Origin of the sequence: Marinobacter salinus (assembly GCF_001854125.1) — a bacterium.
Lineage (GTDB): Bacteria > Pseudomonadota > Gammaproteobacteria > Pseudomonadales > Oleiphilaceae > Marinobacter > Marinobacter salinus.
Genome location: NZ_CP017715.1, coordinates 3,613,580 through 3,637,476, shown reverse-complemented (window position 1 = coordinate 3,637,476; position 23,897 = coordinate 3,613,580). Strand labels below are relative to the sequence as shown.

Genomic DNA, 23,897 nt, shown 5'->3' with positions numbered 1-23,897 from the left:
CTCATTTCCAGCCATGTAACAACCGGGCGTAGTTCAATCGTTCCCAAGCCTGGGCGTTAGGGGCGTTTTCCAGGGACAAAACGCCCCGGGCCTCGGCCAGTGAGCCATAACCCATTCCGGACAGCCTGCGCTTCATTTCTTCGGTGACCCTGGCAAGCGCCTGAGGCCCCTCAGCAAGAACGGCTGAGACGACCTGCACGGCAGTAGCGCCAGACAGGATCGCCTTGGCCGCGTCATCACCGTTATGGACGCCGCCTGAGGCCGCCATTTCCAGAGTTGTCCGGCCAAACAGCGTTGCCATCCCGTGCAAGCGTAGCGGCAGTTCGGCACTGGAAGACAGCACAACTTCCCGGCTAAGGCTCAGCTCGTCCAGGTCCATATCCGGTTGATAAAACCGGTTGAACAACACCAGCCCCCGGGCACCCGCCGCTTCGACGCCAGCAACAAACGCCGGTAACGCAGAATAGAAAGGCGACAGCTTGACGCTGACCGGAATATTCACCTGCTCAACCACAGACTGGACCACCGCCAGCTGGCGCTGCTCAAGACTGTCCGCCGTGTCGGAAGGATCCGTGGCCAGATCGTAGAGGTTCAGTTCAATGGCTTGTGCACCGGCCTGCTCCAGCTCCCGGGCATGCTGGGTCCAGCCGCCGGGGGATATGCCGTTGAGCGAGGCAATCACGGGTACGTCCAGAGCATTACGAAGCAGCTCCAGTCGCCGGCAGTAACTGCCGGACCCCATCTCAAACACCTCGGATTCCGGAAAAAACGAGCGTGCCTCGGCGTCCATGTTGATACGGGAATCAATAAACCGGTGTGCCGCCATCTGTTCTGCCACCAGCTGCTCTTCGAACAGCGAATGCATGACCACGGCACCGGCCCCGGCCTCAACACAGGCTTTCAGGGCGTCCAGGTCATCGGTCAGCGGACTGGCGCCAACCACCAGGGGAGAGCGGAGTTCCAGCTCCAGCCAACGGGTTGTCAGCTCAGTCATGACGTTCACCCTTTTCTTTGTCAGCGTCGGAAGATTCGTGGGGCTCAAAGTGGATCCCCGCCAGCTGCTTGTAGAGCTCCCGCTGTTCAGTCGCTGCGTCAGAAGCTGCCGCCACGAGCTGTTCGTAGCGTTCGGGATCTCTCAGTTCCAACATCCGGAAGCGCGCTTCTTCCTGCATGTACGCTTTCATGGTGGTTTTCTGACGCAGGGAGTCCAGCTGCAGGGGCGGCAGCCCTTCGTGAATGCGTCGGGGATCGAACCGGTAAATTGGCCAGGCCCAGCTGTCCACCGCCCGCTTTTGTTGTGCCGGGGAGTGCACCAGGTCGTAGCCATGGGCAATGCAGGGACTGTGGGCAATGATCAGCGCAGGACCGTCGAAGCTCTCGGCTTCCTGTAACGCTTTGGCGGTGTGATTGCTATGAGATTGCATGGCGATCTGGGCCACGTAGACATGGCCATAACTCATGGCAAGCAGCCCGAGGTCTTTCTTGCGGGTTGCCTTGCCGGCGGCCGCAAATTTAGCAATCGCCCCCATCGGCGTGGCCTTGGATTGCTGACCGCCGGTATTGGAATACACCTCGGTATCCAGCACCAGCAATTTCAGGTTCTGGCCCGAGGCCAGGGCGTGGTCGAGACCGCCGTAACCGATGTCGTAGGCCCAGCCATCGCCGCCAATTACCCAGACACTTTTCGGGCAAAGTTCATCAGCCAGGCTCTCGAGCTCCCGGGCCTCCGGACCTTGCCGGTCTGCCAGCCAGTTCCGGAGCTGCTCAACCGCTGTGCGCCTTGACGCCATAGCAGACTCATCAACAGTGGTGCAGGCACTGGTGAGCTCAGAGTAGAGCCCGTCGGGCAATTGCCCTTGTACCTGATCCAGCAGCTGCCGGGCCCGACCCACGAGTTTGTCGAGACCCAGGCGCATACCCAGACCCAGTTCCGCCGCATCTTCAAACAGGGAATTATTCCAGGTGGGTCCCCGGCCGTCAGCATTTACCGTATATGGCGTGGTGGGCAAATTGCCGCCATAGATCGAGGAGCATCCGGTTGCGTTGGCGATCAGAAGCCGATCGCCAACCAATTGGGTCAGCAGCCGGATATAGGGCGTTTCACCACAGCCGGCACAGGCACCGGAATACTCGAACAGGGGAATCAGCAGCGGCAGGGATTTGAAGTCCCGGGGAATTCGGTCTCTGGGCACATCCGGAAGTTGCCGGAAAAACGCCAGGTTCTCCGACTCAACTTCACGGTACTGCTCAATAGGCTGCATGTTGATGGCTTTGCGCTTGGGCTGGGTCCTGTCCTTTGCCGGGCAAACCTCCACACACAAGCCACAGCCGGTGCAGTCGTCCGGCGCCACCTGTATGCGGTAGTCGAGGCCTTCCAGATCAGATGTGTGGGTTTCCGGCACCACCTCGAACGCCTCCGGCGCCCCCTTGACGGCCTCCGGTTCAAACACTTTGCTGGTGATTGCAGTGTGGGGACAGATCATTGCGCAGAAGTTGCACTGCACGCACAAGTCGGATTCCCAGATAGGAATTTCCAGGGCGATGGTTCGCTTTTCATACTGACTGGTTCCCGTTGGCCAGGTACCGTCCGGCGGAAAAGCACTGACCGGCAGTTTGTCCCCCTGCCCTTCCAGTAACAGGCGGGTAACTTTCTGGACAAAGTCTGGTGCATTCTTCGGCACTCTCGGCGGTCGGGTGCGGGTGGCCGTTACCCTGTCCGGTACCGGCACCTCGTGCAGGTTGTCCAGCGCCGAATCCACCGCTTCCACGTTGCGGCGCACCACTTCTGGCCCGCGGCGGCCCCAGGTTTTGCGGATGGATTCCTTGATGTGGGCAATGGCCTCATCCCGCGGGAGGATATCCGCCAGGGCGAAGAAGCAGACCTGCATCACCGTGTTGATCCGCCGTTCCAGCCCCGCTTTTTCCGCCACCTCGGCGGCATCAATCACAAACAGCCGGGCTTTACGCTCAACAAGCACCCGCTGGACCTCCACCGACAGCCGATCCCAGACCTCCTCTTTCGGCCAGGGCACATTGAGCAGCACTGTTGCGCCCTCGGCGGCATGTTCCAGCACATCAAAACGCTCCAGGAACTGGGGCGCATGAATGGCCACAAACTGGGCCTTGTTGATCTGATAGCTGGAGCGTATTGGCAGCGGGCCGAACCGCAGGTGGGATACCGTGGTGGCGCCGGATTTCTTGGAGTCGTAGACGAAATGGCCCTGGGCAAACAGGTCCGTGCCCTCGCCCAGAATCTTGATGCTGGCCTTGTTGCTGCTGACGGTGCCATCAGCGCCCAGACCGAAAAACAGCGCCCGACGGGTTTTCGGAGACTCGATATCCAGTTCGCTATCAACCTCCAGCGAGAGATGGCTGACATCGTCCCGCACGCCAACGGTAAAACGGGTTTTCGGCGCTTCGGCTTTCAGTTCGTCGAAAATGGCACAGACCATGGCCGGCGTGAACTCCCGGGAAGACAGGCCATAGCGACCGCCGATTACCCGGGGCGGCACCTTGCGCTCGCCCCGGCTGTAGGCTTCCATCAAGGCACCGCTGACCTCCAGCAACAGCGGCTCGCCCTGGGCCCCGGGCTCCTTGGTTCGGTCCAGTACCGCCAGTTGATTCACGGTGTCAGGCAAGGCCTTCAGGAAACGGTCCGTGGCAAAGGGGCGGAACAGGCGTACCTTGAGCACCCCCACCTTTTCACCCCTCTCCAGCAGCCATTCCACCGTCTCATCGGCGCATTCGGCCCCGGAGCCCATCAGGGTGACCACCCGCTCGGCCTCGGGGTGGCCGACATAATCAAACAACCGGTATTGGCGGCCAGTGATGCCGGCAAACCGGTCCATCACCGCTTCCAGTTTTTCCGGAAACGCATTGTAGAAAGGATTGATGGCCTCCCGGGACTGGAAAAACGCGTCCGGATTCTGGGAGGTACCTCGAACCACCGGCCGATCCGGTGTCATCCTACGGCTCCGGTGCGCCTCCAGCCCCTCATGGGGCACCAGGGCTTTCAAGTCCTCGTCCCTGAGTGACACAATCTTGTCGATTTCATGGGAAGTGCGGAAGCCGTCGAAAAAATGCATCACCGGTACCCGGCTTTCCAGAGTTACCGCGTGGCCGACGGCCGCCAGGTCCTGTGCTTCCTGAACGGAACCTGAGGCCAGCAAAGCAAAGCCCGTGCCTCGGGCGGTCATTACGTCGGAATGGTCACAGAAAATGGACAGGGCATGAGTGGCGACACTGCGGGCAGCAATGTGCATGCAGAATGGCGAAAGCTCACCGGCAATCTTGAACAGGTTGGGCAGCATCAGCAGCAGCCCCTGAGAGGCGGTGAACGTGGTTACCAGCGAACCCGCCTGAAGTGCCCCGTGCATGGCACCCGCAGCACCCGCCTCGGACTGCATTTCCACCACACTGGGCACCTGACCCCAGAGGTTGGGTTTGCCCAGAGCTGCCCAATCATCGGCGTGTTCGCCCATCACCGAGGCTGGGGTGATCGGATAAATAGCAATAGTCTCGCTCAGGCGGTAGGCCACCGAAGCCACGGCTTCGTTGCCATCGAGGGTGCGGAATTCCATGGCCACAACTCCTTGTGGTTCAGGCCGAAAGATTTTTCTGAGTCTAGGTAGCGACCGTGACATCTGCAAGCCGTCTTCGGTTTTACCCCTTGCCGCGAGAAAGCGACCACAAACCGAGCACGGGCCCGGGCACGAGTATCAGCACGACCCAGACCTCCAGCTGATGCCACAAGCCACTGGTCAGCCAGATGGCCGGCAGTGTCAGGCCAAATCCAACCGCGTTCATCACCGCCAGGGATGATCCCACCGTTTCCCGTGGTGCCGTCGCCGCGGCCAATGCCGAAAACTGAGGCGAATCCGTGATCACCGCAATGCCCCAGACAAGCAGCAGCGCCATCAGAAAAACCGGGGGAAGCCCGCTCAGCCAGGGGTATAACAGGCAGACAAGTCCTGACACCATAAGTGCCCCCCGGGCCACCCGCTCGCTACCCACAGTACGACTGAGACGGCCGCCGCCGACGCAGCCAGCGGCGCCGATGCCGATCACCGCGAACGCCAGCCAGGGCACCAATGCCTCACCCTGCCCCAGTCGCTGCAATTCCCGACCAATCAACAGCGGCGTCAGGGTCCAGAACGCGTAGAGTTCCCACATGTGGCCGAAATAGCCGCCGGCCACCGCCCGAAACCTGGGTATTTGCAGGGCTGCCAGCCCCTGACTCAGCGGCAGCCGGCCACTGCTTTTCGGCAGGTGCGGCCCGTCTCCCAGGAGAAACACCATTGCTCCACCGGCCAACGCCAGACATGATGCCGCGATCAATGGCCACTCCCAGGCCATACCCAGCGTTGCTCCCCGCATCAGGTGTGGCAACGCCGTTCCCAAGGTGAGCATGCCGACCAGCCAGGCAAGGGCTGCGCCCGCGTATTTCGGAACCCAGGCAATCACCATTTTCATCCCCAGGGGATAGATGCCCGCCAGGCACAGACCAGTGGCAAATCGTAAAAGGAAATCGAGAGGAGGCAAACCTGCAGCGAAAACAAACCCGCCGTTGACCAAAGCACCCAGGAGGCTCGACACTGCAAAGATCCGGCTGGCACCAAACCGGTCTGCCAAACCTGTTACAGCGATGGTCAGAGTACCAACGATAAAACCGGCCTGGACCGCAAGAGTCAGCCTGCCCAGATCGGTTTCCGTGAGCCCCAGTTCTCTTGCAAGCGATAACCATACACCGTTAACACTGAACCAAAGGGAAGTGCCGAAAAGCTGGGCCAGCACGATCACCGGCAGTGGGAAACGCCGAAGCAAATCCATCATTATCGTTATCTTCTCTGTTGAGTGACGCCCCTCAAGACTATAGCGAGGTCTTCCAGAGAGCACATGCTACTTTCGTTTCTTGCTATAGATCAGCCGGGTTGTCCGAGAATGGGAGTATTCTCTCAGGAAGTTGTTCGTCATATATTCAGCAATCGTCTTCCTTCGGCAAGCGAAAGATGCCCTAAACATGCTTGAACTATTCACTCACCTGGCCAACTGGCTGACGTACGACCTGATGGGTCTGAACCCAGGCACCAAACTGGGCACCTCGGTTCACTTTTTTATCGAGGACACCACCAAGATTCTGTTTCTTCTGGTGGTAATGATCTATGTGATAGCACTGGCACGGGCTTCCCTCAACCTGGAGCGGGTGCGCGCCTACATCCAGCAAAAGAACCAGATGGTCGGCTATGTTTTCGGTTCCGGGTTTGGTGCCATTACCCCGTTTTGTTCCTGTTCCAGCATTCCGCTGTTTCTGGGCTTTACCAGCGCAGGCATTCCAATAGGTATCACCATGGCATTCCTGTTTACCTCGCCCATCATCAATGAAGTCGCGGTGATCATGCTCTGGAGTCTGCTGGGCTGGAAGTTCACCCTGGCCTACATTGTTGTCGGCATGGCCGTGGGAGTCATCGGCGGCATGATACTGGATGCTGTGAAGGGTGAACGCTGGCTGAAGGACTTTGCTGCCAAGGCCTATCAGAAGGCAGCCGAGCAAGCCAGAGATGCACCTGAAGGTGTGGTCGTGCCCGAAGCGCCAAAGCTGACACTTGCTGAAAGGCATCAGTTTGCCAAAGGCGAACTGATGGACATTGTCGGCCGCATCTGGAAGTGGGTGCTGATCGGCGTTGGCCTCGGAGCCGCCCTGCACGGCTTTGTACCGGATGACTGGTTTGCCGAAAACCTCGGTTCCGGCCAGTGGTGGAGCGTTCCGGCCGCGGTTTTTGCCGGCCTGCCCCTGTACTCCAACGCCACCGGCGTGATTCCGGTCATGGAAAGCCTGATCATCAAGGGCCTACCCGTGGGCACCACCCTCGCCTTCTGCATGAGCACCGTAGCGGCGAGTTTTCCGGAATTCATCATGCTCAAGCAGGTCATGACCTTCCGCCTTCTGGTCATGATTTTTGCCATCCTGCTGGCCAACTTCATGGTAGTTGGCTGGGTGATTAACATCGTCAGTCCCTGGCTATTTGCCGGATTCTGACTATCAGTGACTGAAAGCCGTATCTGACAGGAGAACGACTATGAAAACCTTCGAAGTGCTTGGTACCGGTTGCAAAAAATGCGTTAACACTGCTGAAAAGATTGAGACGGTTGCCCGTGAGCTTGGCCAGAAAGTAGACGTGGTAAAAGTTACCGATCCGGCCAGAATCATGGAGTACCAGGTGATGTCGACGCCAGCTGTGGCGGTTGACGGCAAGTTGGTTCATAGCGGCTCCATTCCGGAGCACGACAAGATTGTTGGCTGGTTCGACGCCGGAAACTGAACGGCTGAACTCGCGAATGGCAATCACTCGACGGGCACCGAACCCACGAAAGCGAAGGGTGCCTTTCATTCAGGCCATCACGGGCCGCCTCTCCGGCAGCATCAGGGATAACAGTGCTGCTATTGCCACCAGCCCGGCGGATATCCACAGACAGGCTCCCAGCCCATAGGACTGGTAAATCCAGCCAGACAGGATGGTACCAAGAAGCCGGCCGGCAGCATTGGACATGTAGTAAAAACCCACATCCAACGACACGCCATCTCCCCGTGCATAGCTGACAATCAGGTAGCTGTGCAGGGAGGAATTGATAGCGAACAGCACCCCGAACAGCAGTAATCCACCAACAATCACAACCTGTGGCGACCAGCCCGCCATCAAGCCCACGGCAATCCCGGCCGGGATCAGCGCCAAAGTGGTAGCCCAGAGCACTGCCGATTGCTTCCCTTTCATACTACCGGTAACACGAGGCGCGATCGTCTGGACAAAGCCATAACCGATAACCCAGAGGGCCATAAAACCGCCCACTTTCCAGAAATCCCAGCCGAACACCGTATGCAGGTACACCGGAAGTGCGACCACGAACCACACATCCCGGGCGCCGAACAGGAACATTCGCGACGCCGATAGCACGTTAATGGCACGGCTTTTTGACAGGATCTCTCTGAACTTCGGTTTGGCTTTGCTCTTTCCCAGCTCCTGCTTGAGCAGGAACAGGCTCGCCAACCAAACCAGGCCCAGAGCAACGGCCATGAAGACCACCGCGCCCGTGAAGCCGGCTGTCATCAGCAGCACGCCGCCGAGAAAAAATCCGACACCCTTCAGGGTGTTCTTGGATCCGGTCAGGATCGCTACCCATTTGTAAAGCTTGCCCTGATGCTCATCCGGTACCAGCAACTTGATGCCGCTCTTGGCGGACATCTTGTTCAGGTCCTTGGCAATGCCGGACAACGCTTGCGCCGCCATTACCCAGGGTACCGTGAGCATCGCCGCCGGCACTGCCAGCATGCCCAGCGCCACGATCTGCAGGAACAACCCGATATTCATGGTGCGGTTCAGCCCCATGCGGGCGCCCAGGTAACCGCCGACCAGGTTGGTCACCACCCCGAAGAACTCGTAGAAGATAAACAACAGGGCGATTTCGAGGGGCGAATAGCCCAACTGGTGGAAGTGCAGCACCACCAGCATCCGCAGGGCGCCATCGGTGAGGGTGAAGGCCCAGTAGTTGCCGGTGATCACCAGGTACTGTCGGATGGCAGCCGTCATATCAGGCAGCACCCACCCTGCGCGCCAGTTCGGCGGTGCGATTGGCGTAGCCCCACTCGTTATCGTACCAGGCGTAGATTTTCACCTGGGTGCCGTTGACCACCATGGTGGACAGGGCATCGACGATGGACGATCGCGGGTCGGTTTTGTAGTCAATGGACACCAGTGGGCGCTCTTCGTATCCCAGGATGCCTTTGAGCTCACCTTCAGCGGCTTCTTTCAGCAACTGATTCACCGCTGCACGGTCGGTCGGTGTCTCCACCTCAAACACGCAGTCGGTCAGCGACGCATTGGTGAGCGGCACGCGCACGGCGTGGCCATCGAGGCGCCCATTCAGTTCCGGGAATATTTCGATAATCGCCGTCGCCGAGCCGGTGCTGGTGGGAATCAATGAGCTGCCGCAGGCCCTCGCCCGGCGCAGATCCTTGTGGGGCGCATCAATAATGGTCTGGGTGTTGGTCAGGCTGTGAATGGTGGTGATGGAGCCGTGCTTGATACCCAGTTTTTCATGAATCACCTTCACCACCGGCGCCAGGCAATTGGTGGTGCAGGAGGCGGCGGTCACAATACGGTCTTTGGCCGGGTCGAAAATATCATCGTTCACACCAACCACAATGTTCTTGGCCCCCGCCTCCTTCACCGGTGCCGTGACCACTACCCGTTTCACACCCTGGTCCAGATAAGCCTGCAGGGCGCTGACCTTCTTGTTCACACCACTGGCCTCGATCACCAGATCGCAGCCGGACCAGTCGGTTTCACCGATGGCGCGGTTGTGAGTCACCCGAATACATTGGCCCTCGATGACGATGTCCGTTCCGTCCGCAATGGCTTCCTGGCCCCAGCGACCATGGATGCTGTCAAAGTTAAGCAGGTGGGCCAGTGTGGCGGCATCGGCACCCGGGTCGTTGATGGCCACAAACTCCATATCTGGCCAGCCCCAGGCGGCCCGCAAGGCCAGACGACCGATTCGGCCAAATCCATTAATGCCTACTTTGATCTTGCTCATGGTGTGCTCCTGATGAAACTGTTCGTACATTAGACCGCGTGAGGATTACAGGCATTGGACAGACGGGCGGCCTGCCATGGCCTGTAACCGTGCAAGCGGGTTCTCTATCAAACGGCCGTTATGGCTGGCGATTTCATCCAGCACACGGGCCAGCCACTGCGGAATGCCCGGGCTCAGGTAATAATAGATCCACTGACCCCGACGCTCCGTGGCCAGCAGGCCAGCGTCCCGCAACGTCGCCAGATGCCGGCTGACCTTTGGCTGGGGCGCTTCAAAGGCTTCGGTAAGTTCGCAGACACAGAGTTGCCCCTGGCTGCGGATCATTAACAGCGCCGCAAGACGGAACTCGTCGGCCAGTGACTTGAACACCGTGACCGGGTCATAGCTGGCGGGTTTCGGGCCGGTTTCTTTCTGATGTACCAGTGCGAACAGCGCAATGCGCTCCCTGATTTCCTTGAGAGTAAGGGCAAAAGTGGCGTGGCGGTTTGCCGGCACCGGATCGGCAAAATCCCAGGCAATCTGCTGGGCAGGCTGACAGACCGTACCGCACTCGTTCGCGGCTTTCTCGCACAGGGTGATCACGTAATCCCAGTATTGCCCCTGCACATCGGCCAATTGCTTGCTATGCAATCCTTCAGTGGAGATGCCGGCTTCCTCAAGCACCTGCAGTGCCATCGGGTGGGGCCTGGTTGGCTCGGTGCCGGCGCTGGCCACTTCAAACCGGTCTCCGGCAATGTCCCGGAGCAAGGCTTCTGCCATCAGGGAACGGGCACTGTTGGCGGTACAGACGAACAAAACGCGGCGTTTCATATCCCAGATTCCGTATATTTGATTTCATGCATATCTGTTTTTGTGCATAATAGATCCGGCATCTCCACGAGTAAAGGAATCCGGCAAAAAATGAGCACCCAGGACCAGGACCTCCCCAACGTCGAACCGGAATTATTCAACGCTCCAACAACGGGCCAGCTCTTCAAGGCAAAGCCGGCGTCACATCCGCCACGGATTCTGTTGCTGTATGGCTCATTGCGGGAACGCTCGTTCAGTCGACTGGCCGTTGAAGAGGCTGCCCGATTGCTCGAAGCCATGGGCGCGGAAACCCGGGTATTTAACCCAAGGGGTCTGCCTCTGGCCGATGCGGAAGATGCCTCTCACCCCAAGGTGCAGGAATTGCGGGATCTGGCCCAGTGGTCTGAAGGCATGGTGTGGTGTTCACCAGAGCGTCACGGCGCCATGACCGGCATCATGAAAACCCAGATTGACTGGATCCCGCTGTCCATTGGCGGCATGCGTCCCACCCAGGGCAAGACCCTGGCCGTAATGGAGGTCTGTGGCGGCTCCCAGTCCTTCAATGCCGTCAATCAGCTGCGGGTGTTGGGGCGCTGGATGCGGATGGTCACCATCCCGAATCAGTCGTCGGTGCCCAAGGCGTTTATGGAGTTTGACGAGAACGACCGCATGAAACCCTCGCCCTATTACAATCGCATCGTCGATGTGATGGAGGAGCTGGTGAAATTCACTCTGCTGATCCGGGACCGGAGTGACTACCTGACCGACCGGTATTCCGAGCGGGTGGAAAGTGCCGAAGAAGTCTCCAAACGCGTCAACCAGCGGTCCATGTGAGGGAAAGGCAATGAGCAGCAATACCGAAATCACCCAGGCGGAAGGCTCCGGCGAAGGCATGGACCTGTTCGGCAGGTACCTGTCGGTGTGGGTGGCTCTGGCCATCATCGCCGGCGTCGCCCTCGGCCAGTTCGCGCCCGTAGTGCCCGAGACTCTGTCCCGCTTCGAATACGCGCAGGTCTCTATCCCCATCGCCATTCTGATCTGGGCGATGATTTTCCCGATGATGGCGCAGATTGATTTCAGTGCGGTGGTCGGTGTTCGGAAAGAACCGAAAGGCCTGGCGATCACTACCATCGTCAACTGGCTGATCAAGCCCTTCACCATGTTTGCCATTGCCTGGTTTTTTCTGATGGTGGTGTTCGAGCCATGGATCGCGCCGGGACTGGCCAGCGAGTACCTGGCCGGGGCGATCCTGTTGGGTGCAGCGCCCTGCACCGCCATGGTGTTCGTGTGGAGCTTCCTGACCAAAGGCGATGCCGCCTACACCCTGGTGCAGGTATCCCTGAACGACATCATCATGCTGTTTGCCTTCGCACCGATTGTTGTTTTCCTGCTGGGCATTTCCGACATCCAGGTGCCCTGGGATACCGTGCTGCTGTCGGTCGTCCTGTACATCGTGATTCCGCTAACAGCCGGCTACCTGACCCGTCGCGCCCTGATTTCGCGCCACGGTCAGCAGTGGTACGACGATGTCTTCATGAAGCGGCTCAGCCCGGTCACCCCGGCGGCGCTGATCGTAACCCTGGTGCTGCTGTTCGCCTTCCAGGGGGAAGTGATCCTCAACAATCCCCTGCACATCGTGTTGATTGCCGTGCCACTGATTGTTCAGACCTTCCTGATTTTCTTCCTGGCCTATGGCTGGGCGAGGCTGTGGAAAGTACGCCATTGCATCGCAGCACCGGGCGCCATGATTGGCGCCAGCAACTTCTTCGAACTGGCCGTGGCCGCGGCCATCGCACTGTTCGGCCTGCAATCCGGCGCAGCGCTGGCCACAGTGGTTGGTGTGCTGGTGGAAGTGCCGCTAATGCTGGTTCTTGTCCGTATTGCCAACAAGACCCGGGACCGTTTTCCCGAATGAAGCCATGTTGCCAGTGCCGAAGGAAATATCCCGGCACTGGCATCAAGGGCATCATCTGTTCAGCCCACCCCCACCCTGCTAATATCGCGGCCACAATTCTGACGCACTGACTCTAACGGAATCCTCGTAATGGACGTTTTCCAGGCTCTTTTCCTTGGCCTTCTCCAGGGACTGACCGAATTCCTGCCAATTTCCAGCTCCGCCCACCTTATCCTCACGCCGGTGTTCTTCGGCTGGAATGATCAGGGCGTAGGTTTCGACCTGTCAGTGCACTTTGGCACGCTGTTGGCGGTGGTGCTTTATTTTCGACAGGATGTTTTCGGCATTGCGAGAGACGGCCTGATTTCAGTCAGTCGCCGGAAAATTGTTGGCCAGGGCGCCCTGGCCTGGTACCTGGTTATTGGCACCATCCCGGCGGGTTTGGCAGGTCTGGCCCTGCTGGATATGATCGACAATGAACTGAGGGCGGTGGAAGTTATCTTCTTCACCACTCTGTTCTTCGGTCTGCTGCTCGGCCTCGCCGACTGGCTACCCAAACGCCAGCGCACGCTCGACAAACTCAACTGGAAAGACGCTGCACTGGTCGGCATTGCCCAGGCCATGGCCCTGGTTCCCGGCACCTCCCGCTCGGGCGTTACCATCACCGCCGGCCTGTTCCTCGGCATGACCCGGGAAACCGCGTCCAGGTTCTCTTTCCTGCTGGCGATTCCCATCATCGTGCTGGCGGGGGGTGTGAAACTCCTGGAAGTCGCAACGTCGGATGTTGTCGTGGACTGGAGTGGTTTCTTGATCGGCGGCGTAACATCTTTCCTGATGGCCATCACCGCTATCCACTTCTTCCTGAAGTGGCTCAACAAGGTGGGCATGTGGCCGTATGTTATTTACAGGATTGTTTTGGCAGGGGTTATTTACGCAGTTCTGATGTAAAGGCGGCAAGCACTCTGTCTGAAGCGCAGGGTTGGGTAGGCCTTTCCAAAACTGTGCGGAGCCATGGATGGCGGAGCCCAAGCGTCACATGGGTGAGGCCGAGCGCTTATGAAGCGAAGCTTCATGCGACAGCCGAACGACTGCAATCTGTGATTGCAGTCCGGACCCCGGAGGGGTGCCGCTAGGAGCGTGTTTTGGAAAGGCCTACCCAACCCTGTGCGCCCCCCGAAACTAACAGGCTTCCAGGGGCGCATAAGCCAGCACCAGCCACTTGGCACCGTCATCGAAGTTCACCTGCACCCGCGTATGATGCCCGGTTCCCTCAGCGTTCATAACGATACCCTCGCCAAACTTGGGGTGACGCACCCGCTGCCCGAGGCTGAAGCCGGACTGTTTAGCCGAGTCCTGACTGAACAGGCCTTCATTGGGCCGCTGAACCATGGCCGGCCGCGTGACGGTATTTCTCAGGCGCACTTCCTGCAGACAATCAGCCGGGATCTCCCGAACAAACCGGGATAACGCATTGAATTTCTCCTGGCCATAGAGACGGCGGGATTCGGCATAAGTGAGCACCAGCTTTTTCATAGCCCGGGTGATCCCCACATAGGCCAGCCGACGCTCTTCTTCCATTCGCCCTGGCTCTTCCAACGACATACCGTGGGGAAACAACCCCTCCTCAACTCCGGCCAGGAACACCAGAGGAAATTCGAGGCCTTTGGCGGAATGCAGGGTCATTAACTGCACGCTGTCTTCATGGGCTTCTGCCTGGGATTCACCAGCATCCAGAGCAGCCTGAGCAATGAATTCCGACAGTGGATCCAGGCCCTCTTCCACTTCAAAATCAGAGAGAGCGTTCACCAGCTCTTCAAGGTTCTCGACCCGGGCCTGCCCCTTTTCACCCTTTTCGCTGGCGTGATAACCCTTCAGACCGCTGTCTTCAATCGTTTGCTTCATCAGGCCCTGCAGAGAGGCATCGCCCGCCATGCCTGACAAGCCCTCAATGATCGCTATGAACGACTGCAATCCGGTCTTTGCCCGCCCCTTTACCTGGCCGGCTTCCAGCAAGCGCTCTGCCGACTCCCAGAGCGAAATACTCTGCTCGGTTGCGAATTCCCGAAGTTCCGCCAGACTCTTGGCGCCGATTCCCCGGGGCGGCACATTCACCACCCGCTCAAAGGCGGCGTCATCCCGGCGGTATTGCACCAGCCTCAGGTAGGCCAGTGCGTTGCGGATTTCCTGGCGGTCGTAGAACCGCAGGCCGCCGTATACCCGGTATGGAATGCCCTGGCGCATCAGGGCTTCCTCCAGCACCCGCGACTGGGCGTTAGAGCGGTAAAGGATCGCAGCTTCACTTCTCAAATTACCGTCCATTACCCAGGCGGAAATACTGTCGGCGATGTAGTTGGCTTCATCCTGCTCATTGAACGCAGCGTATAAGCTGATGGGCTCACCGTCCGGTCCGTCGGTCCAGAGTTCCTTACCCAACCGCCCCTGATTGTTCGCAATGACTGCGTTGGCCGCCTTCAGAATCATCTGGGTGGAGCGATAGTTCTGCTCCAGCCGCACCAGCCGGGCATTGGGAAAATCCCGCTGGTACTGCTGGATATTCTCGATTTTAGCGCCACGCCAGCCGTAGATGGACTGGTCGTCGTCGCCCACCACCGTCAGTGGCACGCGATTACTTGCGAGAACCTGCAACCAGGCATACTGGATCGTGTTGGTATCCTGGAACTCATCCACCAGAATATGCTGGAAACGCTTCTGGTAATGCGCCAGCAATTCAGGCCGGTGCAGCCAGAGCTCATGGGAGCGGAGCAAAAGCTCGCCAAAATCCACCAGGCCACCCTGCTGGCAGAGTTTTTCATACTGGCGGTATATCTTAAGCATGGTCGAGGTAAAGTGATCGCCCGGATTGTCCTGAATATGATCCGCCCTCAGCCCCTCGTCCTTCTGGCTGTTGATGAACCACTGGGCCTGCTTCGGTGGCCAGCGGCTCTCATCAATCTGGTTCTCCCGCATGACTCGCTTGACCATTCGCAGCTGATCGTCGCTGTCCAGCACCTGGAAATTCTCAGGCAACCCGGCGTCCTGGTAGTGCGCGCGCAGCAGACGGTGGGCAATGCCATGGAAAGTACCAAACCACAGCCCCCGGGCCGGAATGTCCATCATCTGCTCGATGCGGTAGCGCATTTCCTTGGCGGCCTTGTTGGTGAAGGTCACCGCGAGAATCCCGGTCGGCGGCACCCGGTCAACCGTCATCAGCCAGGCAATCCTGTGCACCAGCACCCGTGTCTTGCCACTGCCAGCGCCCGCCAGCACCAGCAGGTGATCATTCTGGGCGGTGACGGCCTCACGCTGGGCATCATTGAGAGGATCGATAATGTGGGAGACATCCATAGGGAAACGTTCGCTACTGGTTAAATAAACAGGAGTGGAAGTATAACAGGAGAAAAAACGGATTTCCGCGGGCTTGGGTTAGCCCTCTTGCTGATGGCGAGTCGCACGAGGGCGGGACCCTTTCCAGGACACGCTACGAGCACATCCATGTGCGCTTGGGTGTGGCCATCCCTGGCCACACAGTCCTGAAAAGGGCCCCGCCCTCGCGCTTTCCGTGTTTGAGAGAAAGCTGTTCTGTTAAAAGCCTCTGGGCACTGTTTGCGCTTCTACGAACTCGAACAGACCTTCCAGACCACCCTCACGGCCAATGCCGGAGGCCTTCATGCCACCGAACGGAGCTTCAGGCGTGGGGCCAGTTCCGGTGTTCCAGCCACAATGGCCGAAGCGCAGGCCCGCCGCAACGCGCTGGGCGCGCTCGGCATCCGCGGTGAATACATAGGATGCAAGTCCGAATTCAGTGTCATTCCCGGCTTCAATGACTTCTTCCTCGGTCCGGAACAGCGCCATGGGCACCAGCGGTCCAAAAGTCTCCTCACGGTAGCAGCACATGTCACGGTTAACACCGGTGATCACGGTCGGCGGGAAGAACAGGCCATCGCCAAGTTCCTCGGGTTTTTTACCCGCTACCAGACCCGCACCTTGCTCCAGCGCGTCTTCAAGGTGTCGCTTCACCTTATCGAAGCCCGCCTTGTTGATCAGCGGCCCTATATCCACATCAGCGTTAATGCCGTCACCGACGGTCATCTTGTTCACCCGTTCAGCGAGCTTCTCGCCAAAGGCATCGGCCACTTTTTCATGCACGAAAATCCGGTTGGCACAGACACAGGTCTGCCCGCCACCGCGGAATTTGTTGGCGATCAGATTGTCAGCGGCCGCGTCCAGGTCGGCGTCATCGAAGACAATGAATGGCGCATTGCCACCCAGCTCCAGAGCCAGCTTTTTGACCTGCTCGGCCGTATCAACGATCAGCTTGCGGCCCACTTCGGTTGAGCCGGTGAAACTCAGCATGGGCACATCCGGGCTCTCGCAAAGAACCTTTCCGATGACGCTGGCCTTACCCATGACCAGGTTTACCATGCCATCCGGCATGTCCGTGTGCTTGTCCATCAGGCTGAACAGGGCAACCATAGTGAGCGGAGTCTCACTGGCAGGTTTGATCACCGATGGGCATCCGGCGGCAAGCGCCGCCGACAGCTTCTTGGCAATCATGCCAATCGGGAAATTCCACGGTGTGATCAGACCGGTGACACCGACCGGGCGGTAGTGAACGGTCCAGGTACAATCCTTGGGCTTTTCCGGGATAGTATGGGCATCCAAAGCCTGAATGTGCTTGGAGCAATAGTCGAAGAATCCGGCCGCGTAATCGACCTCGCCCTGGGCTTCCTGCAGCGGCTTACCGTGTTCCATACACAGGATGCGCCCCACTTCTTCCTTATTGGCCCTGAGCGCGTCCCGGATATCCTCCAGCCATTTCCTGCGGGTCTCGATCGAATAGGGATTCGTTAGTCGGAGCGCCGACTTACCTGCAGCCACGGCAGCCTGTACTTCATCCTCAGACATGGAGGCCGCCTGCGCAATCACCTCACCCGTAGCCGGGTTGTAGACATCAAAGGTGTTGCCCCGTGCATTATCAGTCCAGCGACCGCCGATGTAGCCAGTCAGCTTTTCCAGCAGTGGTGACTCGATCATCTCGACTCCTCTCCTGTAGGTTGCGTTATCCCTAGCGGGACAGTGTTGCGTCCGTTGAATATGTCTTCCATAGTGGATGCTGAATCACTGGCTGTAAAGTCAATGGCCAGGCTTTTGATCACCCTCCGACTGTGCCTATACTCGGAGCATCAATAATCAACGAGGTCGGATAATGAAAGCGTTTTTCCATCCCGCTCAGGATCAGCATATTCCCAAGACCTACTTCACCCGAGGGCAGATGCGCCAGCCCCAGGAGGTACCTGACCGCACCGGCCAGATGCTGGAAGGTTTGAAGGAAATGGGGGTATCTGTTCTGCAGCCATCAGATCAGGGCGCAGCACCGATCTCAAAGGTACATGATCTGGGCTATCTCCGATTCCTGGAATCGGCCCATCGGCGCTGGATGAAAATGGACGACTGGGGCGAAGAGGTTATCTCGAATATCTTCGTCCGGTCCCCCAATCACCTGACGGGCATTCTGGCTGAGGCCGCCCGTTATCAGGCTGACGGCAGTTGCCCGATTGGCGAAAATACCTGGCATGCGGCTTACTGGTCGGCCCAGTCCGCCCTGGGCGCTGCCGATGCACTGATGGCCGGCGACCGCACCTCCTATGCCGTTTGCCGTCCTCCGGGTCATCATGCCAGGAAAGACGCTGCCGGAGGATTCTGTTATCTGAACAACGCCGCCATTGCCGCCGAACACATGAAGAGTCGTTTCCCGCGCGTTGCGATACTCGATACCGACATGCATCACGGCCAGGGCATTCAGGAGATTTTCTACGACCGCAGCGACGTGCTCTACATATCGATTCACGGTGATCCCACGAACTTTTACCCGGTCGTGACCGGCTATGAAAACGAACGGGGTGAAGGCGACGGTTTTGGTTACAACATCAACCTGCCGATGCCCCACGGTTCGTCCGAAGATGATTTTTTTGACAAGCTGGACGAGGCTCTGGCCGCAATCAAGCTGTACCAGCCGGATGCCCTGATCCTTCCCCTGGGTTTCGATATCTACAAAAACGACCCTCAAGCAAAAGTGTCAGTATCTTCCGAAGGTTTCTGCCGGTTAAGCACACACATACGCCAACTTGGCTTGCCAACGCTTGTGGTACAGGAAGGTGGCTACGACCTGGACACCCTCAGTGAGAACGTCCAGCAGTTTTTCAAGGGACTGGCCGGATAAGTAGTCAGGAGGGAGGCACGTAAACCTTGATGTTCTCGTGCCCTTCCGCCCTGAGATGTCCGGCGTGCATACGGCTCATCGTGCCACGGTCGCAGTAGAGCAGATACTGGCGATTGTCGGGCAGTAGCGGAACCTGCTGGCGCAACTCATAGAAAGGAATCTCAATCACGTCGTTACTGGTGAGCGTCAGAGGTGACTGCTCACCCTCAGACGGGTGGCGCACATCGATAATGACGTCATCAACACCCGGCGTTTGCACCAACTCGACCTCTTCCGGCGTCTTGATGGTTTCCAGAAGGCGGTTTACCGGCGTTTCTTCACGGGATTCCAAGGCATTGGCCAACGCAAGCGGATCCATCGCGCCCTCATCCTCTTCGACCCTGTGGAGTCTGGCCCGGGTTGCCGGTTTCTGTGAAATAACGCCGCAATACTCCGGCATGGTCCGGGCGTAAGGCTCGGTGCCAATCTCACGGGCGATATTGATGATGGCTTCCTTGTCCATGGAGATCAGCGGACGTAAAACCACCTCGTCACTGGCCCGGTCCACCACATTAAGGTTGGTCAGGGTCTGGCTTGACACCTGGGCGACAGCGTCACCGGTAACCAGGCCTGCAACATTGTTGGTTTTGGCGATTTCGGCGGCAGCCTTGAGCATCTGGCGCTTCAATACCACCCCCCAGTGACGGTGATTCACTGAACGCATGATTTCGGTAACCACACCATCAAAGGGCACAGAGATAAACTTGGCGCCGTGGGAGGCGCCGTAACGGTCCCAAAGGTAGTGGACAACCTGTCGTACGCCAACTTCGTGGGCAGCGCCGCCGAGGTTGAAAAACAGGAAATGGCTCCGCAGCCCCCTGCGCATCATCAGGTAGGCAGCAACAGTGGAATCATACCCCCCGGAAACAAGTGTCATTACATTCTCTACACTGCCCAGCGGATAGCCACCAAGGCCCCGATGCCTGCGGTGGGCGATGTGGAAATACTGGTCCCGCACTTCGATCCGCACTTCCACCTGTGGCGACTTGAGATCAACACCGGTGGCTTCTGATGCCTGCATCAGAGCCGCGCCAGCCTCGCGCGCCAGATCGTTGGACCGGAAGTTGTGATCACCGTGGCGCCGGACGCGAACAGCAAAGGTTTTTCCATTCAGTCGGTGGGCGAAAGCTTCCACGGCTTTTTCGGCAATATCATCGACACTGACAAACGGAAATACACCGATTTCCTGAATGGTGGAAATGCCCGGAATGCGCATCAGTGCCTCAATAACAGAACCGGAAAGGCCACGGTCATCCGGGTACTCCACCTCCACACGATCCCAACTGCCATCAACAACGATGTCATGATCCAGGCGCGCCAGAAGTTTACGAATGTTCTGCCGTAAATGGCGCATCTGCTGACGGCGAACGGGCTTGCTCTTGATAGCGACTTCAGGAGCGGGACGAATCAGAATTTTCATAGATTGAGATTTATGTCGGGTGGCGAAATTACAGGAAAGCGCTTAGTGTACCTTTTTGGACCATTGCCTCAAAATCCGGCGTTACCGCAAGATGCCAATCTGAACCTTCTGCGGCCCGGATACAGTCAGGAGCTCTACCGTTCATGCAAGAACAGACCATCAATGCCCTCGTATCACCCGAGGGCAGCCTGGAAATCCTATCCAACCATGAAGTGAATCGCCTCAAGGACAGAAGTGAAGGCGGTCTCTACCGGCTGTTTCGCCAATGCGCGCTCGCCGTTCTTAATACCGGGGTCGAAACCGACGACTGTAAAGCGCTCATGGAGTCGCACGCAGACTTTGATGTGCGTCTGGTTCCCCAGCCGCGAGGACTGAAGCTGGAACTGGTCAATGCACCAGCCCATGCTTTTGTCGATGGCGAGATGCTTCGTGCCATTCGCGAGCATCTTTTTTCAGTGTTGCGGGACATCATCTATTCCTACTCCATTCCCCAGACCGTTGCCGGTTTTCGTCGCGACAACCCGGAAGACCTGACCAACCTGGTATTCCACATCCTGCGCAATGCCGGGGTGCTGGAAGCCGGCCGGCAGCCAGACATGGTTGTTTGCTGGGGCGGGCACTCTATCAGTCAGAACGAATACCAGTACAGCAAGGAAGTCGGACACCAACTCGGGCTTCGGGCATTGAGCATTATTACCGGCTGCGGCCCCGGCGCCATGAAGGGTCCTATGAAGGGGGCAACTATTGGCCATGCCAAGCAGCGGGTCAGGAATGGCCGCTATATCGGTATTACCGAGCCAGGCATCATCGGTGCCGAAGCTCCAAACCCGATCGTCAATGAACTGGTGATCATGCCCGATATCGAAAAGCGCCTGGAAGCGTTTATCCGCTGTGGTCACGGTGTCATTGTCTTCCCTGGCGGGGTCGGTACTGCCGAGGAAATCCTGTATCTGCTCGGTATCCTGTTACACCCGGACAACTCAGATTTACCTTTCCCGGTGGTCTTTACCGGCGAGCGGGAAAATGCGGAATACTTCGAGATGATCGACAAGTTCATCCGTAACGCGTTAGGCGATGCGGCCGCCAACAAATACGAGATCATCATTGACGACCCGGCACGTGTGGCACAAACCATGAAGGCCGGCATGCATGAAGTGGAAACCTTCCGCAGAGCTATGCAGGATGCGTACTACTTCAACTGGATGCTTAAGATTGATCCTATCTTTCAGATGCCCTTTGAGCCGAACCACGACAACATGCGTGCCCTTGAGCTGCATCGCGATCAGCCGGTGCACTTGATAGCAGCCAATCTGCGCAAGGCGTTCAGCGGGATTGTGGCAGGTAACGTGAAAGAAAATGGTATCCGGCAGGTGCAGGAAAAAGGTCCGTTCGAAATTTCCGGCGACCCAACATTAATCAAGCCACTGGAAGCAATGCTGGAGCAGTTTGTCACCCAGAACCGAATGAAACTTCCAGGTTCTTCGGCTTACCGCCCCAGCTACCGCATTGTGAGCTAAGCGGTGTGCGCTTAACTCACCGCCGGCAGTCTCCGCTTACTTGCCGCCAGCCGGGAGGCTGGCGTAATACGCTGCCAGGTTGGCAATGTCGGTCTCACTCAGTGCGGCCGCCTGGCCCTGCATGATCGCGGCCTGACCGCCGGACCGCTGCTTGTTCTTGTATGCCGTAATGGCCAGTTTCAGGTATTGCTCATTCTGGCCCGCCAGATTCGGGTAGGTCGGAATCTGGGCCACGCCGTTCTGGCCATGACACGCTGCACATACAGCCGCTTTGGCTTTGCCGGCTTCAGCATCGGCAGCCGATGCAATCGTGGAAATACTCGCACCAAGCGCAAAAATCGTTGCAACGGCGTAGTGTTTAAAATTCATTATCATTATCCTCTCGTCATCGTTGTTAACGTTTGCTTCCGGCATTTGAGCCGGACAGTAAGCCGAATTGCACTTATATCACAGCCGCGGCCGAGCACAAATGTGATAAAACAATATCACCCGTTCGACGTTCGTCCTCTTTAACTGCGGGAGTATTGTGAGAAAGTACGTCAAAGCCGCTGGCTCAGATTAGCTTACCAATACCGGAGACTCTCTCTATGTCCATAGAGGCCCAGGAGCTGATGTGCCAGGAAGGCCACATCGGCCTGCTGACACTGAATTCCCCAGCCACCCTGAATGCACTTTCAGAGCAGATGATCGTTGATGCCCAAAATGCGCTTGATCGCTGGGCTGATGATGACCGGATACGCCTGGTGGTTGTTCAGGGTAGGGGCGATCGGGCATTTTGTGCCGGCGGGGACATTCGGGAACTATACAGCGGTATCAAGGGACCTCATGCTTCTGAGGTTCCCGGGCGATTCTTTGCCCGTGAATATCGACTCGATTACACCCTTCACCGGTTTCCGAAACCTGTCGTGGGTATAGCCCAAGGTGTGGTGATGGGGGGTGGCCTCGGACTGTTTTCCGCTTGTCGATACCGGCTGGCTACGCCGGATATCTCACTCGCAATGCCGGAAATATCGATTGGACTGTTTCCCGACGTTGGTGCCAGCTGGTTTCTTAATCGATTACCGGGGCGCATCGGTTTGTTCATGGGCCTCACCGGTGCCCGACTGAATATTACCGACACCATTCGGGTTGGACTGGCAGACATGGTATTGCTCCCCGAGGACAAGGGGGCACTGCTCACCCAATTGCAGGAACAGCGCTGGACCGGAAAGCCAGCCGCCGATGACAACCGACTGTTCAGACTGCTTGCACAGATGCACGCACCCGATTACCGCGCGCTTCAGCGCAGCAACCTGGAACGACACGAACAAGACATTGCCCGGCTGTGTGCGGGTGACGAGTTACCACAAATCGTAGACCAGCTGCTGTCTGCGGAGATCGACAGTGAGTGGTGGAGCGCAAGCATCAGCAATCTCAGGCATGGCTGCCCGGTATCCGCCTGGCTGGTCTGGACCCAGCTGAAAAAAGCCCAGCAGATGTCGCTCAAAGACGTTTTCCGTATGGAGCTTGCCATGGCGACGGAATGCACACGCCGACCGGATCTTCCTGAAGGCATCCGGGCTTTGGCGGTGGATAAGGATCGCCACCCCCATTGGTCATTTGAGAGTGTCAGCGCTGTACCCATGGAGGTCGTGGAAGCCCATTTCCAGCCTGAATGGGACGATGAAACTGACCCTATGCAGCTGAACTGACCTCTTAAAGCTCGGCTCCCGCCTGGACCAGTAGCATTTCCAGATCGCGATTGTTATTGGCCCGGGCCATATCCAGTGCGGTATTGCCCTCTCTACTACGATAATTAACGTCTGCACCTGCTGCCAGGAGCATCTCGGCGGTCAAAAGGTCGCCACTCGCCACAATCTTCATCAGCAGAGACTCGCCGCCCTGGCTGACATTTACGTTGGCGCCTGCCGTCAACAGCACTTTTATCACCGAAAGGTGGCCATGTTCAGCCGCACGCATCACCGGCGTGTAACCGTTCGAGTCGAAAGCATTAACGTTGGCACCTGCCGATAACAGCAACTGAACCAACCTGCGCCCTCCCTGTGCAGACGCCACCATCAGCGGCGTCTCGCCGCCGGAAGCTGTCAGATCCGGAGCTGCGCCCTCTGAAAGCAGGTACCAGGCTATCCGGTCCTGGCGGGCAAAAACCGCGGCCATCAGCGGCGACCCCTTCTCGGTGAGCGTATTGACTGACTCACCAGCCCTTACCAGTGCAGTGACGCGGTCCAGATCACCCGACTGGGCGGCACCCATGAGAGGTGTTCCTGCTTCGGTGGCAACCCCATGTTCTAGATTGGTCGGCTCCGTATGTGAAGCACAACCCGCAACCCAGGGGAACATCAGAGAAAAAACAATTAAAAAGCAACGGGGGGCGCCGGTTCCCTTGGCCATAACGAACGATCTCGGTCAGATTGGTTTGGCCTATTCTGG

Annotated in this window: 19 protein-coding genes; 8 read left to right on the top strand and 11 right to left on the bottom strand. The window is 58.0% G+C overall.

Translation table 11 applies throughout. From position 1 onward, the window contains the following. Nucleotide 1: 1 nt before the first annotated feature. From BKP64_RS16755 to BKP64_RS16745, 3 genes are all read right to left on the bottom strand, one after another. The gene (locus tag BKP64_RS16755) at nucleotides 2-994 is read right to left on the bottom strand and encodes a dihydroorotate dehydrogenase-like protein (RefSeq protein ID WP_070972693.1); all 993 of its coding nucleotides are present in this window, start codon (nucleotides 992-994) and stop codon (nucleotides 2-4) included. Further along, nucleotides 987-4,580 carry a pyruvate:ferredoxin (flavodoxin) oxidoreductase gene (nifJ, locus tag BKP64_RS16750; protein ID WP_070972691.1) on the bottom strand — a complete coding sequence of 1,198 codons (3,594 nt, stop codon included), beginning with the start codon at nucleotides 4,578-4,580 and terminating at the stop codon, nucleotides 987-989. Before nifJ ends, BKP64_RS16755 begins: the two co-directional genes overlap by 8 nt. An 82-nt stretch (nucleotides 4,581-4,662) precedes the next feature. Continuing rightward, the gene (locus BKP64_RS16745) at nucleotides 4,663-5,832 is read right to left on the bottom strand and encodes an MFS transporter (protein ID WP_070972688.1); all 1,170 of its coding nucleotides are present in this window, start codon (nucleotides 5,830-5,832) and stop codon (nucleotides 4,663-4,665) included. A gap of 187 nt (nucleotides 5,833-6,019) precedes the next feature. Here BKP64_RS16745 and BKP64_RS16740 point away from each other — a divergent pair, with 187 nt between their 5' ends. Both BKP64_RS16740 and BKP64_RS16735 read left to right on the top strand, forming a co-directional pair. Next, nucleotides 6,020-7,036: a permease gene (locus BKP64_RS16740; RefSeq protein WP_070972686.1), complete on the top strand. Its 1,017-nt coding sequence runs from the start codon at nucleotides 6,020-6,022 to the stop codon at nucleotides 7,034-7,036. Between the two features lie 40 nt (nucleotides 7,037-7,076). Continuing rightward, nucleotides 7,077-7,319 (top strand): thioredoxin family protein, encoded by a 243-nt coding sequence (locus BKP64_RS16735; protein WP_070972684.1) that lies wholly within the window; start codon nucleotides 7,077-7,079, stop codon nucleotides 7,317-7,319. 69 nt (nucleotides 7,320-7,388) lie between these two features. Here BKP64_RS16735 and arsJ read toward each other — a convergent pair whose 3' ends face one another. Genes arsJ through BKP64_RS16720 form a run of 3 tightly spaced genes read right to left on the bottom strand, consistent with a single transcriptional unit; the run spans nucleotide 7,389 to nucleotide 10,398 of the window. Further along, nucleotides 7,389-8,582, bottom strand: a complete 1,194-nt coding sequence (gene arsJ / locus BKP64_RS16730; RefSeq protein WP_070972682.1) for an organoarsenical effux MFS transporter ArsJ — start codon at nucleotides 8,580-8,582, stop codon at nucleotides 7,389-7,391. Nucleotide 8,583: 1 nt separating this feature from the next. Next, nucleotides 8,584-9,588, bottom strand: a complete 1,005-nt coding sequence (locus BKP64_RS16725; RefSeq protein ID WP_070972680.1) for an ArsJ-associated glyceraldehyde-3-phosphate dehydrogenase — start codon at nucleotides 9,586-9,588, stop codon at nucleotides 8,584-8,586. 45 nt (nucleotides 9,589-9,633) lie between these two features. Continuing rightward, nucleotides 9,634-10,398, bottom strand: coding sequence for a metalloregulator ArsR/SmtB family transcription factor (locus BKP64_RS16720; protein ID WP_070972678.1), 765 nt, complete (start codon nucleotides 10,396-10,398; stop codon nucleotides 9,634-9,636). A gap of 90 nt (nucleotides 10,399-10,488) precedes the next feature. Here BKP64_RS16720 and arsH point away from each other — a divergent pair, with 90 nt between their 5' ends. The 3 genes from arsH to BKP64_RS16705 all read left to right on the top strand — a co-directional run bounded on the left by arsH (nucleotide 10,489) and on the right by BKP64_RS16705 (nucleotide 13,219). Next, nucleotides 10,489-11,211, top strand: coding sequence for an arsenical resistance protein ArsH (gene arsH / locus BKP64_RS16715; RefSeq protein ID WP_070972676.1), 723 nt, complete (start codon nucleotides 10,489-10,491; stop codon nucleotides 11,209-11,211). A gap of 10 nt (nucleotides 11,212-11,221) precedes the next feature. Next, a complete protein-coding gene (gene arsB, locus BKP64_RS16710; RefSeq protein ID WP_070972674.1) occupies nucleotides 11,222-12,292 on the top strand; it encodes an ACR3 family arsenite efflux transporter in 1,071 nt (356 codons plus the stop codon). Between the two features lie 129 nt (nucleotides 12,293-12,421). After that, complete coding sequence (locus BKP64_RS16705; protein ID WP_070972672.1) at nucleotides 12,422-13,219, top strand: undecaprenyl-diphosphate phosphatase; 798 nt, start codon at nucleotides 12,422-12,424, stop codon at nucleotides 13,217-13,219. A 231-nt stretch (nucleotides 13,220-13,450) separates the two neighbouring features. On the opposite strand, the gene uvrD is transcribed toward BKP64_RS16705, so the two are convergent. Both uvrD and BKP64_RS16695 read right to left on the bottom strand, forming a co-directional pair. After that, entirely contained in the window at nucleotides 13,451-15,616 is a 2,166-nt protein-coding gene (gene uvrD / locus BKP64_RS16700) for a DNA helicase II (protein WP_070972670.1), read from the bottom strand. Between the two features lie 237 nt (nucleotides 15,617-15,853). Beyond that, nucleotides 15,854-17,305, bottom strand: coding sequence for an NAD-dependent succinate-semialdehyde dehydrogenase (locus BKP64_RS16695; protein ID WP_070972668.1), 1,452 nt, complete (start codon nucleotides 17,303-17,305; stop codon nucleotides 15,854-15,856). Between the two features lie 172 nt (nucleotides 17,306-17,477). Here BKP64_RS16695 and BKP64_RS16690 point away from each other — a divergent pair, with 172 nt between their 5' ends. After that, a complete protein-coding gene (locus BKP64_RS16690; protein ID WP_070972666.1) occupies nucleotides 17,478-18,491 on the top strand; it encodes a histone deacetylase family protein in 1,014 nt (337 codons plus the stop codon). A 4-nt stretch (nucleotides 18,492-18,495) separates the two neighbouring features. Here BKP64_RS16690 and thiI read toward each other — a convergent pair whose 3' ends face one another. After that, nucleotides 18,496-19,950, bottom strand: coding sequence for a tRNA uracil 4-sulfurtransferase ThiI (thiI, locus tag BKP64_RS16685; protein ID WP_070972664.1), 1,455 nt, complete (start codon nucleotides 19,948-19,950; stop codon nucleotides 18,496-18,498). Between the two features lie 143 nt (nucleotides 19,951-20,093). On the opposite strand from thiI, the gene ppnN reads away from it, so the two are divergent. After that, complete coding sequence (ppnN, locus tag BKP64_RS16680) at nucleotides 20,094-21,467, top strand: nucleotide 5'-monophosphate nucleosidase PpnN (protein ID WP_070972662.1); 1,374 nt, start codon at nucleotides 20,094-20,096, stop codon at nucleotides 21,465-21,467. Nucleotides 21,468-21,503: 36 nt separating this feature from the next. Here ppnN and BKP64_RS16675 read toward each other — a convergent pair whose 3' ends face one another. After that, complete coding sequence (locus BKP64_RS16675) at nucleotides 21,504-21,836, bottom strand: c-type cytochrome (RefSeq protein WP_070972660.1); 333 nt, start codon at nucleotides 21,834-21,836, stop codon at nucleotides 21,504-21,506. Between the two features lie 218 nt (nucleotides 21,837-22,054). On the opposite strand from BKP64_RS16675, the gene BKP64_RS16670 reads away from it, so the two are divergent. Then, complete coding sequence (locus BKP64_RS16670; RefSeq protein ID WP_070972658.1) at nucleotides 22,055-23,158, top strand: enoyl-CoA hydratase/isomerase family protein; 1,104 nt, start codon at nucleotides 22,055-22,057, stop codon at nucleotides 23,156-23,158. 4 nt (nucleotides 23,159-23,162) lie between these two features. On the opposite strand, the gene BKP64_RS16665 is transcribed toward BKP64_RS16670, so the two are convergent. Continuing rightward, complete coding sequence (locus tag BKP64_RS16665; RefSeq protein WP_335628354.1) at nucleotides 23,163-23,807, bottom strand: ankyrin repeat domain-containing protein; 645 nt, start codon at nucleotides 23,805-23,807, stop codon at nucleotides 23,163-23,165. Nucleotides 23,808-23,897: the final 90 nt, after the last annotated feature.